Source organism: Streptomyces sp. XM83C, from assembly GCF_023072675.1.
Lineage (GTDB): Bacteria > Actinomycetota > Actinomycetes > Streptomycetales > Streptomycetaceae > Streptomyces > Streptomyces thermocoprophilus.
The window spans coordinates 1-14679 of sequence record NZ_JALLGL010000047.1 but is presented as its reverse complement, the minus strand read 5'-3'; the positions used below and the strand labels follow the sequence as shown (position 1 = coordinate 14679).

14 protein-coding genes are annotated in these 14679 nt (G+C 71.9%); 8 read left to right on the top strand and 6 right to left on the bottom strand.

The window, feature by feature from the left end; genetic code table 11:
* Nucleotides 1-163: 163 nt before the first annotated feature.
* From MTQ10_RS08370 to MTQ10_RS08360, 3 genes are all read left to right on the top strand, one after another.
* Nucleotides 164-1102 carry a cellulose-binding protein gene (locus MTQ10_RS08370; RefSeq protein WP_247463999.1) on the top strand — a complete coding sequence of 313 codons (939 nt, stop codon included), beginning with the start codon at nt 164-166 and terminating at the stop codon, nt 1100-1102.
* A gap of 85 nt (nt 1103-1187) precedes the next feature.
* A complete protein-coding gene (locus MTQ10_RS08365; RefSeq protein ID WP_247463996.1) occupies nt 1188-2147 on the top strand; it encodes an ABC transporter ATP-binding protein in 960 nt (319 codons plus the stop codon).
* Between the two features lie 2 nt (nt 2148-2149).
* A complete protein-coding gene (locus MTQ10_RS08360) occupies nt 2150-2920 on the top strand; it encodes an ABC transporter permease (RefSeq protein ID WP_247463993.1) in 771 nt (256 codons plus the stop codon).
* A 45-nt stretch (nt 2921-2965) separates the two neighbouring features.
* Here MTQ10_RS08360 and MTQ10_RS08355 read toward each other — a convergent pair whose 3' ends face one another.
* Nucleotides 2966-3283 carry a hypothetical protein gene (locus MTQ10_RS08355; RefSeq protein ID WP_247463990.1) on the bottom strand — a complete coding sequence of 106 codons (318 nt, stop codon included), beginning with the start codon at nt 3281-3283 and terminating at the stop codon, nt 2966-2968.
* A gap of 501 nt (nt 3284-3784) precedes the next feature.
* On the opposite strand from MTQ10_RS08355, the gene MTQ10_RS08350 reads away from it, so the two are divergent.
* Entirely contained in the window at nt 3785-5053 is a 1269-nt protein-coding gene (locus MTQ10_RS08350) for an ABC transporter ATP-binding protein (protein ID WP_247463987.1), read from the top strand.
* Entirely contained in the window at nt 5050-5919 is an 870-nt protein-coding gene (locus MTQ10_RS08345) for an ABC transporter permease subunit (protein WP_247463985.1), read from the top strand. The genes MTQ10_RS08350 and MTQ10_RS08345 overlap by 4 nt, the downstream gene beginning before the upstream one ends.
* Nucleotides 5920-5925: 6 nt before the next feature.
* On the opposite strand, the gene MTQ10_RS08340 is transcribed toward MTQ10_RS08345, so the two are convergent.
* On the bottom strand, nt 5926-6258 hold the full coding sequence (locus MTQ10_RS08340) for an ATP/GTP-binding protein (RefSeq protein ID WP_247463983.1): 333 nt from the start codon (nt 6256-6258) through the stop codon (nt 5926-5928).
* Between the two features lie 231 nt (nt 6259-6489).
* Here MTQ10_RS08340 and MTQ10_RS08335 point away from each other — a divergent pair, with 231 nt between their 5' ends.
* Nucleotides 6490-7518 carry an LLM class flavin-dependent oxidoreductase gene (locus MTQ10_RS08335; RefSeq protein WP_247463981.1) on the top strand — a complete coding sequence of 343 codons (1029 nt, stop codon included), beginning with the start codon at nt 6490-6492 and terminating at the stop codon, nt 7516-7518.
* An 83-nt stretch (nt 7519-7601) separates the two neighbouring features.
* Here MTQ10_RS08335 and MTQ10_RS08330 read toward each other — a convergent pair whose 3' ends face one another.
* Nucleotides 7602-7994 (bottom strand): SCO5389 family protein, encoded by a 393-nt coding sequence (locus MTQ10_RS08330; protein ID WP_247463979.1) that lies wholly within the window; start codon nt 7992-7994, stop codon nt 7602-7604.
* Between the two features lie 253 nt (nt 7995-8247).
* Here MTQ10_RS08330 and nucS point away from each other — a divergent pair, with 253 nt between their 5' ends.
* Entirely contained in the window at nt 8248-8919 is a 672-nt protein-coding gene (nucS, locus tag MTQ10_RS08325) for an endonuclease NucS (protein WP_247463977.1), read from the top strand.
* A gap of 123 nt (nt 8920-9042) precedes the next feature.
* Here nucS and MTQ10_RS08320 read toward each other — a convergent pair whose 3' ends face one another.
* From MTQ10_RS08320 to MTQ10_RS08310, 3 genes are all read right to left on the bottom strand, one after another.
* Entirely contained in the window at nt 9043-11733 is a 2691-nt protein-coding gene (locus MTQ10_RS08320) for an ATP-binding protein (RefSeq protein WP_247463975.1), read from the bottom strand.
* Nucleotides 11734-11986: 253 nt separating this feature from the next.
* Nucleotides 11987-12310 (bottom strand): STAS domain-containing protein, encoded by a 324-nt coding sequence (locus MTQ10_RS08315; RefSeq protein ID WP_247463973.1) that lies wholly within the window; start codon nt 12308-12310, stop codon nt 11987-11989.
* Nucleotides 12311-12455: 145 nt separating this feature from the next.
* Nucleotides 12456-13304, bottom strand: coding sequence for a 3-hydroxyacyl-CoA dehydrogenase family protein (locus tag MTQ10_RS08310; RefSeq protein ID WP_247463972.1), 849 nt, complete (start codon nt 13302-13304; stop codon nt 12456-12458).
* 725 nt (nt 13305-14029) lie between these two features.
* Here MTQ10_RS08310 and MTQ10_RS08305 point away from each other — a divergent pair.
* Nucleotides 14030-14602 carry a cob(I)yrinic acid a,c-diamide adenosyltransferase gene (locus tag MTQ10_RS08305; RefSeq protein ID WP_247463969.1) on the top strand — a complete coding sequence of 191 codons (573 nt, stop codon included), beginning with the start codon at nt 14030-14032 and terminating at the stop codon, nt 14600-14602.
* The last annotated feature ends 77 nt before the right edge of the window (nt 14603-14679 follow it).

Sequence of the window (14679 nt, the reverse complement as noted above, 5' to 3'; positions counted from 1 at the left end):
GTCTTCTGGGGCCTTTGCCCAAGTCTTTGGCAAGCGTTGTGGAGGTGAGCCACCCAAAAGAGGTGTCATTCTCCAGATCAAACACGTATCCGCTCGATGACACACCGCTCCGGCCCCTAGGATTCCCCCTATCACCTCACCGGTCTCATTCGACAGGAACCCCATGAGCGACACTTCCCCCTACGGCTTCGAGCTTGTGCGGCGTGGGTACGACCGCGCTCAGGTGGACGAACGTATCTCCAAGCTCGTCTCCGACCGTGACAGCGCTCTCGCCCGCATCACCGCTCTGGAAAAGCGCATCGAGGAGCTGCACCTCGAGACGCAGAACGCGCAGGCGGCGGTGGCGGACGCCGAGCCGTCCTACGCCGGTCTCGGCGCCCGAGTCGAGAAGATCCTCCGGCTGGCCGAGGAAGAGGCCAAGGATCTGCGCGAGGAGGCCCGCCGCGCGGCCGAGCAGCACCGTGAGCTGGCCGAGTCCGCCGCCCAGCAGGTGCGCAACGACGCCGAGGCGTACGCCGCGGAGGCGAAGGCCAAGGCCGAGGACGAGGGCGTCCGGATCGTCGAGAAGGCCAAGAGCGACGCCGCGCAGCTGCGTGCCGAGGCGCAGAAGGACGCGCAGTCCAAGCGCGAGGAGGCCGACGCGCTGTTCGAGGAGACGCGCGCCAAGGCCGCGCAGGCCGCCGCCGACTTCGAGACGAACCTCGCCAAGCGGCGTGAGCAGTCCGAGCGTGACCTGGCCTCGCGTCAGGCGAAGGCGGAGAAGCGCCTCGCCGAGATCGAGCACCGTGCGGAGCAGCTGCGTCTGGAGGCGGAGAAGCTGCGCACGGACGCCGAGCGCCGCGCCCGCCAGACCGTGGAGACGGCTCAGCGTCAGGCCGAGGACATCGTGGCGGACGCCAACGCCAAGGCCGACCGCATCCGCTCGGAGTCCGAGCGTGAGCTGGCCGCGCTGACCAACCGTCGCGACTCCATCAACGCCCAGCTGACGAACGTCCGCGAGATGCTGGCGACGCTGACCGGTGCGGCGGTGGCCGCGGCGGGCACGCCGTCCACGGACGACGAGCCGATCTCCCGTGGGGTGCCGGCGCAGCAGTCCCGCTGACGTCCCGGCGTACGACGGCGGAAATCCGCGGAGCCCTCTGCCACTGCGGTGGCGGGGGGCTCCGCGTCGTTCTAGCGTGGCGTGCATGATCGAGCTGGAGGGGCTGACCAAGCGGTACGGCGAGAAACTGGCGGTCAACAACCTCACCTTCGCCGTCAGACCGGGCATCGTCACGGGGTTCCTCGGTCCGAACGGCGCGGGCAAGTCGACGACGATGCGGATGATCCTGGGTCTGGACCGGCCGACCGCGGGTGATGTACGGATCGACGGCAAGCACTACGACCGTCTGAGGGACCCTCTGACGTACATCGGTGCCCTGCTGGAGGCGAAGGCCTGGCATCCGGGGCGCAGCGCGTACAACCATCTGCTGTGCCTCGCGCAGAGCAACGGCATCCCGCGCCGCCGGGTGGACGAGGTGCTGGAGACGGTGGGTCTGTCGGCGGTGGCCCGGAAGAAGACCAAGGGTTTCTCGATGGGCATGGGGCAGCGGCTGGGTATCGCGGCGGCGCTGCTGGGCGATCCGCGGATCCTGATGTTCGACGAGCCGGTGAACGGGCTGGACCCGGAGGGCATCCACTGGATCCGCACGCTGATGAAATCGCTGGCGGCGCAGGGGCGGACGGTGTTCGTGTCGAGTCATCTGATGAGCGAGATGGCGTTGACGGCGGACCATCTGGTGGTGATCGGTCAGGGCCGGCTGCTGGCGGACACGTCGATGGCGGATTTCATCGCGCGGAACTCCCGCAGTTATGTGCGGGTGCGCAGCCCGGAGCGGGAGAAGCTGCTGGATGTGCTGCACCGCGCGGGCGTCACGGTGGTGGAGGCCGGCGGCGGGGTGCTGGAGGCCGGCGGGGGCGAGGCGGAGCGGATCGGTGAGCTAGCGGCGGAGAACCGGATCGTGCTGCACGAACTGAGTCCGCAGCAGGCCTCTCTGGAGGAGGCGTTCATGCGGCTGACGGCGGAGTCGGTCGAGTACCACGCGCACGCCGAGGCGCCGCCCGCGCCGCAACGGCAGTGGGGCGAGGGCTGGAAGAAGGGAAGCTGACAATGGCGGCGGCGCAGGTGATCCGCTCCGAGTGGACCAAGATCCGGTCGGTGGCGTCCACGGTGTGGACGCTGTCGCTGGCCGTGGTGGTGACGATCGCCCTCGGCATGCTGATCTCGGCGCTGTCGAGGAACGAGTTCGACAAGCTGAGCGCGCGGGACCGGGCGGACTTCGATCCGACGTTCATCAGTTTCGCCGGGATGAGTCTCGGTCAGCTGGCGATGATCGTGTTCGGGGTGCTCGTGGTGTCCAACGAGTACAGCACCGGCATGATCCGCAGCTCGCTGGCGGCCGTGCCGCAGCGCGGCACCTTCCTGTTCAGCAAGATCGCGGTGGCGGCGGGGCTGGCGCTGGTGGTGGGGATGGCGACGAGCTTCGCCACGTTCTTCCTCGGCCAGGCGATGCTGGGCGGGCACCGGGCGCACATCGGTGACGAGGGGGTGCTGCGGGCGGTGATCGGCGGCGGCCTCTACATGACGCTGATCGCGATGTTCTCGATGGGGGTGGCGGCGATGCTGCGCTCCCCCATGCTGTCGCTGGGCATCCTGATGCCGTTCTTCTTCCTGATCTCGAACATCCTCGGCAATGTCGACGCGACGAAGAAGGTGGGGCAGTTCCTGCCCGACCAAGCCGGCAGCAAGATCATGCAGGTGGTCACGCCGTTCGACGACGACACCCCGTACGGCCCCTGGGGCGGGCTCGGGATCATGGCGCTGTGGGTGCTGGCGGCCCTCGCGGGCGGGTACGCGCTGCTGAAGAAGCGTGACGCCTAGAACCCGTCCGTGAGGTCACGTCGTCCGTTCGGCTGCCCCCCACGGTCAGGTGTCGCACCCCGCGATGTCATCGGGGCATCCGTCCACGTCCGCGGGGTCCTCGGCGTCGAACCGCCAGAGCACCAGGGCGTCGACACCCGGTCCGGCTGCGGGGATGTGCGCCGTGAAGGTGCTGCCGGCGGGCACGGCGAACCGGTCCGCCTCGCGGTCCCCGCAGGTCACGTCCCACTCGCTGTGTGCGGAGCCCCGGGTCAGGGTGAGCGTCAGGGAGCGGGGGCCGGGAGCCTGGCAGGTCACCGCCAGGGTGTGCGGCGCGCCGTCGGCGCTGAGGGTCCAGGTCAGCCCCTCCGACAGGCGGACCATCCCCTCGTCGATGCGCCGGGCTCCCTCGGACTCACCCGCGTCCAGGGCGCTCGCGGCGTCGCGTATCGCGTCTTCCTGGTCCGCTTTGCCCTGCCACGCGGGAGTCTCCGCGGGGCCCGGCCCAGATGCCCCGGCGGTGGTCTCGCCTTCGGGGCCGCTCCCTGCCGGGTGCCGTCAACCGCGCAGCCGGCCGTCAGCGCGACGAGCGAGGCGGTGAGCGTGGCGGCGAGGCGGCCCGTGCGAGTGCGCATGCGACTCCAGTCGTCGGCCGGCGCCGCATCCCTGTGGCGGTGATGCCGGACGTGATCCCTGTCGTGTCCTGTCGGCACAGGGCTGGCGGAAGGCTCTCCGCGCCGGCGCCCCGGTCCGCACTGGACAATACCCGGGCGAAGCGCCACGGATTTTGCCTTGTCTTGAAGGGAACCGTCGACGCCCGGATATCCTCCTAACCCTTACGGGGGCGTGTGCCCCGCTGTCCTGACCATCCGATGGGTGCGGAGCATGATCGAAGCAGTCGGCCTGACCAAGCGCTACGGCGACAAGACCGCTGTGTACAACCTGTCCTTCCAGGTACGGCCCGGCGCCGTGACCGGCTTCCTGGGCCCCAACGGCTCCGGCAAGTCGACCACGATGCGGATGATCCTGGGCCTCGACAACCCGACCTCGGGGACGGTGACGATCGGCGGCCACCCCTACCGGAAGCTGCCGAACGCGGCCCGCCAGGTCGGTGCCCTGCTGGACGCCAAGGCGGTGCACGGCGGCCGGTCCGCCCGCAACCATCTGCTGAGCCTGGCCCAGCTGTCGGGCATCCCGGCCCGCCGGGTCGACGAGGTGCTCGGCGTGGTCGGGTTGCAGGACGTGGCACGGAAGCGGTCCAAGGGGTTCTCCCTCGGCATGGGCCAGCGGCTCGGCATCGCCGCCGCGCTGCTCGGCGATCCACAGGTGCTGCTCTTCGACGAGCCGGTCAACGGCCTCGACCCGGAGGGCATCCTGTGGGTGCGGAACCTGATGAAGGCACTCGCGGCGGAGGGCCGTACGGTCTTCGTCTCCTCCCATCTCATGAGCGAGATGGCGCTGACCGCCGATCACCTCATCGTGATCGGGCGCGGTCAGCTGCTGGCCGACATGAGCGTGAAGGACTTCATCTCGGCCAACTCCGCCGACTTCGCGCGGGTGCGCACCCCCGACACCGAGCCGCAGCTGCGGGAGAAGCTGAGCACCGCGCTGGCCGAGGCGGGCGGGCACGTACTGCCGGAGCAGGACGGCGCGCTGCGCGTCACGGGGCTGCCGCTGCCGCGTATCTCCGACATCGCGCACGAGGCGGGCGTACGGCTGTGGGAGCTGTCGCCGCACCAGGCGTCGCTGGAGGAGGCGTACATGCGGATGACGCAGGGCGCCGTCGACTACCGCTCCACCGTCGACCAGAAGGCCGGCCTCCAACAGCCGCTGCCGCCCGGCATGCAGCCGCCGATGCCGGTGCCGGGTCAGGGCCAGCCCGGCTGGTACGCCCCGCCACCGCCCCAGGGCGGCCCGTACGGCGGTGGGTACGGCGCGCCCGGCGCGGTCCCCGCGGGACAGCCGAACCCGTACGCCCAGCAGGCGGCCCCTGCCACACCCGCGCCGTCGCCGGCCGCTGCCGCCGCCCCTGCCGCGCCGCCGCAGCCCGCCGCCGCACCCGCCGCTCCGCCGGCCGATGCCGCGCCGCAGGGCGCCCCGGCCGCTGCCGCCCCGCTGACCGACGCCGAACCGAAGTCCGAGGACGCCCGATGAGCACCCCGCAGTCCCCCGCTCCGCAGGCCGCGCAGCCCGCCTGGCAGGCGGCGAACCCGTCGTACGGCGGCTACACCTCGCCGATCCCCGTCGTGCGCACCCACCTGGGGCACGCGCTGGCCTCCGAGTGGACGAAGATGCGTTCGGTGCGCTCCACGATGTGGACGCTGGGCGTGTTCGTGTTCCTCGTCGTCGGCATCGGCCTGGCGACGGGCGCCCTGGTCGCGGCCAACACCTCCGAGGGCGACCTGGACGGCGAGAACGCGCTGTCGCTGGGCTTCTTCGGGCTGCTGCTCGGCAGCATGTGCATCATCACCCTGGGTGTGCTGACGACGGCGTCCGAGTACGGCACCGGCATGATCCGCACGACGATGGTGGCGTGCCCCTCGCGCGGGCGGGTGCTCACGGCGAAGGCGATCGTCTTCTTCCTGGTGGCGTTCACGGTGACGCTGGTGTCGGCGTCGTTCGTCGCGTTCGCGCAGGTCGCCATGGTCGGCCACGCCGACGACCCGACGGGCTCGGAGCTGTTCAAGGCGACGGTCGGGGTGTCCCTGTACATCGCGCTGCTCGGGCTGCTGTCGCTGGTGATCGGCTCGGTGATCCGGCACTCGGCGGGCGCGATCACCATCATGATCGGTCTGGTGCTGGCACCGCTGGTGATGGCGCTGTTCATGTTCGCGGAGTCGCTGCAGGACCTGCGGCAGGCGCTGTTCGAGTACTCCATCCCGAGCCAGCTCGGCGTCTTCTACGCCTCGTCGCTGACGGACTCCGGCCCGTCCGGCTGGGACCCGCTGTGGATCATGCTCGGGGTGACGGCGGCGGCGTTCGCCGGCGCGTTCGCCCTGCTTCAGAAGCGGGACGTGTAACCAGGGCTAGAACCTGGGCGCGTTACGGGACCGCTGCACCCGCGTGGTGCGGCGGTCCCGTGCGTTCCAGCACGCCTTGTGCCAGTGCCGGCGGTCGTCGACACCCGCGTGGTCGGGCCAGGCCACGACATGCGGCACGCCGTCCGGGATCAGCTGGTCGCAGCCCGGGCAGCGGTACGTCTTGCCCTGGGCGCTCGCCCCGGCGACATGCCGGACGTTCCACATCTCGCCCTGCCACTCCACGCCGGACTGCCAGCCGCCGTAGCGGCCGGGCCGGTCCTCCTCCGCGCTGCGGCCCGATCCACCGGAACCCTTGGGACGGTTGCGACGCGGGGACACGGAACACCTCTCGGAGCTGTACGGGGAGCAGGGACGCCGTCCAGCGTACGCGGCGGACGGCCGCGTCCGGGAGGCGCTCCGGTGCCCGTCGGCGGCTTTTCGACGTCCCTCGCCCCGCCCATTCTCCAGACAATCCGCAAATCCACCCGACAGGCCGTGTCCTCGGCACGTGTCAGACGGTTATGCCGGGCGGGGGAGCTCCGCGTCGGAGCCAGAAGGCAGGACAAGCACATGCGCGTTGGAAGTTTCGTGTTGGCGGCCCAGTTCCCGGGTCAGGGCCAGGGGGAGGCGCTGCACCGTGCGGTCCGCTCCGCCGAGGTCGCCGAGGAGTCAGGGCTGGACTCGGTCTGGCTGGCCGAGCACCATTTCGTGCCGTACGGCACCTGTCCGTCCGCGCTCACACTCGCGGCGTTACTGCTGGGCCGTACCCGGCGCATCAGGGTGGGGACGGCGGTGTGCGTGCTGCCGACGCAGCATCCGGTCGCCGTCGGCGAGCAGGCGGCGCTGCTGCACATGACGAGCGGCGGCCGGTTCTCGCTCGGGGTCGGGCGGGGCGGGCCCTGGGTGGACCTGGAGGTGTTCGGCGCGGGGCTCGCCGCGTACGAGTCGGGGTTCCCCGAATCACTCGATCTGCTGATGCGCTGGCTGCGCGAGCCGGCCGTCGCGGCGGACGGCGAGCGGTACCGCTTCCGTGAAGTGCCCGTCGTACCGCGCCCGTCGGAGGCGCTGACGGAGACCGACGGGCCGGAGGTGGTCGTCGCGTGCACCTCGCCGGGAAGCGTACGGCTGGCCGCGGAGCGGGGACTGCCGATGCTGCTCGGGATGCACATCGGCGACGAGGAGAAGGCGGAGATGGTCGCCCTGTGGCGCGCGTGCGCGCGGGAGGCCGGACGCCCGGAGGACGAGATCCGCACCGCCGCGCATGTCTCCGCGGGTGTCTGCCAGATCGCCGACCGGCGCACCGACGCCGTGGAGACCTTGACGAAGGCAATGCCGGGATGGCTGAAACAGGGCCTCGACGCGCATGTCACGGTCGACGGCCGCGTCCGCCGGATGCGGGACCCGCTGACGTACACCGAACTGCTCTGCGGGCTGCACCCGGTGGGCACGCCGCGGTTGTGCGCCGACCGTCTCGCCGCGACCGGCGAGCGCACCGGTATCTCCCGGTTCGCCCTGCTGGTGGAGGGCTCCGGGGATCTCGCGGCGACGGAGGAGAACGTCCGCCGGCTCGGCGCCGAGGTGCTGCCCCAGTTGCGCTGAACTCCCGTGCCGCGCATGGAGCTTGCCGCTCCGGTACCGACTGCACCTCCCACGTACGGAGCGGCAAGCGAGCGGCTCACTGCTCAGCAGTCCCGCAGTTCCGGAGACTGGTTCAGCAGCTGGCTGCGGACCGAGGTGAAACGCGCGAGCGTCTCGTCGGCGGAGGCGTCTTGCGGGAACACCGCCACACGGTGGCAGTTCTGGAATGCGAGCCGCACACCGAAGTGCCGCTGCAACGCTCCACGGATGGCGTCACTCGCGAGCGCACGCAGGAGCTGACCGCGTGCCTGCTCGTCCGGCGGGGGCGTCTGGTTGTCGGCGAACGCACCGCCGTCCACCTTCAGCTGTGCCACCAGGGAGCTGATCATCTCCCACGCATAGGGCAGGGAGGTCCGGACGCAGTCGACGAAGTCAGCTTCGTCGACCTCGCCTCGCTCGGCCTGTTCGAGTAGGGCCGGTGAGACGTCGAGCGACATGGGTTCTCCTCTCGCACCCCCGCACAGCAGGGGTTGCCGGACAGGGAAAGGGAGTTCGCCATGCCGGAACAACGGACACGCTGCGTGCACACATCGCGACCTCCCGTTCTCTACGGTAGGTCGCGGGCGGTGGCGGCACCAGGAGAATGCCGACATAGAGACTTGTTGTCCGGTACACAATCGGCCATCGCGGAACATGCGTTTTCCTGGGCGAATCGCGTGCACACCGGCCCGTCGAGTAGCGTTGCCGACCATGCGTCTCGTCATTGCCCGATGCTCCGTCGACTACGCGGGCCGGCTCACCGCCCACCTCCCCTCCGCACCCCGTCTGATCCTGGTGAAGGCGGACGGCAGCGTCTCCGTCCACGCGGACGACCGCGCCTACAAGCCCCTCAACTGGATGTCGCCGCCGTGCACGCTGAAGGAGGGCACGGGCGACGAGGAAGGCGTGTGGACCGTCGTCAACAAAGCGGGCGAGAAGCTGATCATCACGATGGAGGAGATCCTCCACGACTCCACGCACGAACTGGGCGTCGACCCGGGCCTGATCAAGGACGGCGTGGAGGCGCACCTTCAGGAGCTGCTCGCGGACCGCATCGAGACGCTCGGCGAGGGTTACACCCTGATCCGCCGCGAGTACATGACGGCGATCGGTCCCGTCGACATCCTCTGCCGGGACGCCGAGGGACAGACCGTGGCGGTCGAGATCAAGCGGCGCGGTGAGATCGACGGCGTGGAGCAGCTCACCCGCTATCTGGAACTGCTCAACCGCGACCCCCATCTCGCCCCGGTCCGCGGCATCTTCGCCGCCCAGGAGATCAAGCCGCAGGCGCGGGTCCTCGCCACGGACCGCGGTATCGGCTGCCACATCCTGGACTACGACGCGCTGCGCGGCATCGAGGACGACAAGCTGCGGCTGTTCTGACCGGGGCCGCGGTGGCACGACCGCCGTGACGCACAGGGCCGGGTCCGTCACGGACCCGGCCCTTTCGGCTGTACGGCGTCCGGTACGGCGGTGACGGCCGTACGGCGATACGGCGCTGCCGCGTCAGATGGCCGACTCGGTGCTGCTGGGGCTGCTGCCGGCGCTCTCCGGGGCGCTCGCCGACATGCTGGTGCTCGGCGAGGAGGTGCCGCCGCCCGTGCTGTCGCCGGGGTCGCCGCCGGTGGTGCCGGTCGTTCCACCAGTGGTGCCGGTCGTTCCACCGGTGGTGCCGGTCGTCGTGCCGCCGTCGGCGGTGCCGCCGTCGGTGCCGCCTTCGGTGGACCCGCCGCCTGTGGTGGTGCCGCCGTTCGTGGTACCACCGGTGGGGCCGGTCGACGTGCCGCCGTCGGCGGTGCCGCCGGTCGTACCGCTCGTCGTTCCGCCGGTGGGGCCTCCGGTCGTGGTGCCGCCCGACGGGCTGCCGCTGGTGGAGCCGCCGGTGGTGCCACTGCTCGTTCCCCCGCCGGGGGTCTTCGTCGGCTTGGGCGAGGAGGACGTGCCGCCGCCCGAGGGGCGGGCGCTCTCCGACGGGCCGGGCGTGTTCCTGGTCGGGGTCGGGTCGTCGGCGGTGCCGTACGTCCCGTCCGGGCCCGGGTCGGTGGGGCGGCTGGTGGCGGTGCCGGTGTCGCCGTTCTCGGTGTCGTCGGCGGGGGCGTCGGCGCCGAGGGCGCCGCCGTCCACGCCCTGACTGGCCGACGGGTCGGTGGCGACCCGGTCGGAGGGGGTCGCGGGGTCGTTGTCGGAGGTGGCGCCGAGCGTGACGACCGTACCGAGCACGGCGACGAGCATCGCGCCCGCTCCGGCCGCGACGAGGTTGCGGCGGGCCAGACCGCGCAGGCCGCCCCGGTCCTCGCGGTCCTCGTCGGCCGGCCGGCGGGTGACGACGGCCGTGACGTCGGTGGAGCGCGGCGGCGCCGGGTACTGCGCGGGCACACCGCCGGGCGGTGACGCCGACTCGTCGTGCCGGGCGTCCGGCACCTCCTCGCCGGTGGTCGCCCCCGTCGGCCCGGTGACGGGCAGGCCGGGTGTGTCGCCGGCGCGGTCGGCGACGAGGGCGAGGGCCCGGCGGCCGGCGACGGTGCCGCGTTTGTCGGCGAGGGCGCCGCGCAGCCCGATGGAGGCCTCCAGTTCGGCGCGGGCCCGGTCGAGCCGGCCGCCGCAGAGGGCGAGGATGCCCAGCTCGTGATGGAAGTAGGCCTGGTCGGCGACCTGCCCGGCGAGGCGGGAGGCCTCCGCGCCGGACCGCAGGGCGCGTTCCCAGGCGCCCCAGTGGAGGCCTGCGGCGAAGGCGGGCGCGGCGGTGCGGGCGAGCTGCACGGCGAGGTCGCCGGCGTCGTCGTCCTCGTCGTCCTCGGGCAGCGCGGTGGCGAGCGGCGCGAGGACGCTCAGCGCGGCGAGGACGGCGTCGGCCTCGGCGCACACCCTCTCGGGTGTGACGGAGGGGTGGCCGGCCCACCAGGTGTAGTGGCGGGCGGCGGTACGGGCCTGCTCGGTGAGGTCGTCGGCGTATCCGGCGGCCTCCAGCTGGGCGATGACCCCGGCGGCGAGCCGGTAGCGGGCGCCGACCGGTGAGACGAGGCCGCAGTCGGCGAGTTCACCGAGGGCGGCGTCGGCGTGGGTGTCGCCGACCAGCGCCGGCAGGTGCGCCTGGTGGGGCACCTCACCGCCGAGGGCGACGGCGAACCGCAGCGTGGCCCGGGCGGAGGCACTGAGCCGGGAGGCGAGCAGCGGCGCGGGCGCGGCGGCCTCGCCGAGGGAGGGCAGGGCGGTGTCCGCCTCGGAGGCGGGGGCGTCGGCGGGCCGGACGTCCTCGAAGACACCGAGGTCCTCGGCGGTCTCGGCGTCGGCGAGCATCCGGTCGCGCTGCCGCAGCAGGGCGCCGGCCTGCACGAACCGCAGCGGCAGCCCCTCGGACTCGAACCACAGGTCGCCCGCCCAGTTGGCCTCGTCCTCGGTGAGGACACGGCCGACGGACCGCTCGATCAGCTCGATGCCGCCGGCCCGGTCCAGGCCGCCGAGGACGACCTCCTCGACACCGGAATCGGCGGAGGGTGCGGGCACATCGGGGGTGGCGGCGAACAGGAAGGCGCACTCGGGGGTCGCCTCCAGCAGTTCGTCCAGGGCGGCGCCGCCGAACTCCAGGTCGTCGACGACGACGACCGCGCCGATCTCCCGGACGAGGGCGAGCAGTTCGTCCTGGTCGGGGCGGTGTCCGGGGGCGGTGTGGACGGCGTACAGCAGGTCGTACAGCAGCTCGCTCGCGGTGCGGTGGAAGCCGCTGAGGCGGACGACGCCGTCGGGGGCGAGGTCGGCGCAGTCCTCGGCGACGAGGTCGAGGAGGCTGGTGCGGCCCGAACCGCCGGGGCCGGTGAGGCGGACGGAACGGCCGCGGGCGAGCAGCCGGACGAGCTGTTCGCGCTCCTCCTGACGGCCGACCAGGCCGAGCACGGGCGAGGCGGGGCCGGGCGGCACGGGCGGCCGGGCGGCTCGGGCCGACTCGGTGCGCTCGGCCGGGGTGGACTTCGCGGGCCGTTCGGGGCGCTCGGCGGGCGGGCACAGCTCGATCTCGCTGCCGTCGACGGGGTTGACGGTGAGCAGGAGATCGCCGGTGACCAGCTGGGCGGTGCGGGCCGGGACGGGCGTCGCGTGCTGGCCGAGGTCGGGTGCGAGGGGGTCCCTGGACGGGCGCGGGCGCGACGGGTGGCCGTCGCTTCCGTGGCCGTGCTCCTCGGGCCCCAGGGTGTTCGGGTCCATAGGTTTCAAGCCCCCCAAAAGCGTTGTGTGGAGTAGCCCCTCCCGGCCTGCCGCACACTGCGCTGTCGCTTCTGGTCCGGTGCCCGCACGAGGGTTGCGGGCGGCGGGCAGACGAACCGTAAACCTTCGCTCAGTATCTCCGACAGTCCGGGGTACCGGGCAGTCCGAGACATCACAGTCTCGTGAGGATTGCGTGTGAGGGGCGCTTTTCGCCGGTCTCGGGCGGGGCCTGGGCTCCCCCGCGCGCCGGGGGTCACACCCGGGGCAGGGAGTCCACGGCGAGGCCGCCCTCGATGGCGAGGATGCGATGCAGCCGGGTCGCGACCAGCAGGCGCTGCATCTGCGGCGGTACGCCGCGCAGCACGAGCCGCCGGCCGCAGCGGCCGGCGCGGCGGTGGACGCCCATGATGACGCCGAGTCCGGTGGCGTCCCAGGAGTCCAGTTCGGACAGGTCGAGCACCAGGTCGCCGACGCCGTCGTCGACGGCCGAGTGCAGGACCGTACGGGCGTCCGCCGCGCTGCGGACGTCGAGGCGGCCCCCGACGACCAGCTCGACGTGGTCGCCCCTGATGTGCATATGCGCTCCCCGAGAGTGCGGTGGCGTACGACTTGACGGTGGCTGTGCAACTTCTGACTGCGTCGAGGGCAATCGGGTTGCTGCCTGTAAGCGAACCGATACCCAATTCACCCTGAAGGGTGATCCGGGGTGGCGGTCGCCGGGATCAGTAGGTGTAGAAGCCCTGCCCGCTCTTGCGGCCGATGTCACCGGCGTCAACCATCCGGCGCATCAGCTCGGGCGGGGCGAACTTCTCGTCCTGGGTCTCGGTGTAGATGTTGCCGGTGGCGTGCAGCAGGATGTCCACGCCGGTGAGGTCGGCGGTGGCCAGCGGGCCCATGGCGTGGCCGAAGCCGAGCTTGCAGGCGAGGTCGATGTCCTCGGCGGTGGCGACACCGGACTCGTAGAGCTTGGTGGCCTCGACGACGAGCGCGGAGATGAGACGGGTCGTCACGAACCCGGCGACGTCACGGTTGACGACGATGCAGGTCTTGCCGACGGACTCGGCGAAGGCGCGGGCGGCGGCGAGCGTCTCGTCGCTGGTCTTGTAGCCGCGGACCAGCTCGACGAGCTGCATCATCGGCACGGGCGAGAAGAAGTGGACGCCGACGACACGTTCGGGGCGCTCCGTCACCGCCGCGATCTTGGTGATGGGGATGGCGGAGGTGTTGGAGGCGAGCACGGTGTCCTCGCGCACGATCTTGTCCAGCGTGCGGAAGATCTCGTGCTTCACCTCCAGCTTCTCGAAGACGGCCTCGACGACGATGTCGGCGTCGGCGGCGGCGTCGAGGTCGGTGGTGGCGGTGATGCGGCCGAGGGCGGCCTCGGCGTCCTCCGCGGCCAGCTTGCCCTTGCCGACGAACTTGTCGTACGAGGCCTTGATGCCGTCGGTGCCGCGGCGCAGCGCCTCGTCGGTGACGTCGCGCAGGACGACGTCCCAGCCCGCCTGGGCGGAGACCTGTGCGATGCCGGATCCCATGAGGCCGGCGCCGATGACGGCAAGTTTGCGTGCCACTCCCACTCCCCTGGTTCGCCCTCTGTTTCACTGTGTTCTCGGGCGGACACTAGCGGTCGTGAGGCCGGGTGCGGCGGCGTTAGTAACGCGTCTCACGTCTCACGGCATGAGACACCGATCACGTCAACTCCCGCCGAGTCAAACCTTCCCGACTGCCCGTCTTGTCCCCGCCCCGGAACACACCCCAGAGGGGGGTGGGTCGCGCCCCCCGGCGCTGACGGAGTGCCTCCCCCGGAGGGGGCGGGCGCCCGCGCCCCCATCGCCCAGCGGCACGACTGCCCGCAGCTACGCGAGCACGCGCCCCGCCGCTGCGCCGCCTGCTACCTGTATGTGCGACGGCGGACAGCCGCCCGCGGCGGGGAGGGGGCGTGCCGGGGGGGTGCCCGCCCGCAGCGTGCGGCGAAAACGCCCGGCACGAAGGTGAGGCACAGAGCGTCGCACCGAGGACGGACACCCCCCGGCGCGCACCCGACCCACCCACCACGAGCAGGCGCAACCGCAACCACGCACCACCCGCACAGGCCGCCGCAGGCACTCAGGGGCGCGGGGAACTGCGCGAGAACCCCCCACCGGCCCGCAGGTGAAACACGATGGCCCCGCCAAAACAGGGGCGCGGGGAACTGCGCAACCACCCCCCATGCCCCCGCTCGCGTCGGCCGGCCGGAACGGCACCGCACCGCACCCCGATGCGACAAGATCCAAACGGCACGGCCTAGGCTGACCACATGGTCAACCTGACGCGCATCTACACCCGGACCGGCGACAAGGGCACCACCGCCCTCGGCGACATGAGCCGGGTCGCCAAGACCGATCTGCGGATCTCCGCGTACGCCGACGCCAACGAGGCGAACGCGGTGATCGGCACCGCCCTCGCCCTGGGGAACCTGGACGAGGAGGTCGCGAAGGTCCTCGCCCGCGTCCAGAACGATCTGTTCGACGTGGGCGCGGACCTGTCCACCCCGGTCGTGGAGAACCCCGAGTACCCGCCGCTGCGGGTCGAACAGTTCTACATCGACCGGCTGGAGGAGGACTGCGACCGGTTCAACGCCCAGCTGGAGAAGCTGCGTTCCTTCATCCTGCCGGGCGGCACCCCCGGCGCCGCCCTGCTCCATCAGGCCTGTACGGTCGTCCGCCGCGCCGAACGCTCCACGTGGGCGGCGCTGGAGGTGCACGGCGAGACCATGAACCCGCTGACGGCGACGTACCTGAACCGGCTGTCAGACCTGCTGTTCATCCTGGCGCGGATCGCCAACAAGGCCGTCGGGGACGTGCTGTGGGTCCCGGGCGGGGAACGCTGACCGCCCGGACGTCCCGGCCGGGGGCTGCCCCGGCCCCGCGAACCGCCCCGACGCCCCGTGCGGGACCTTCCCCGGCC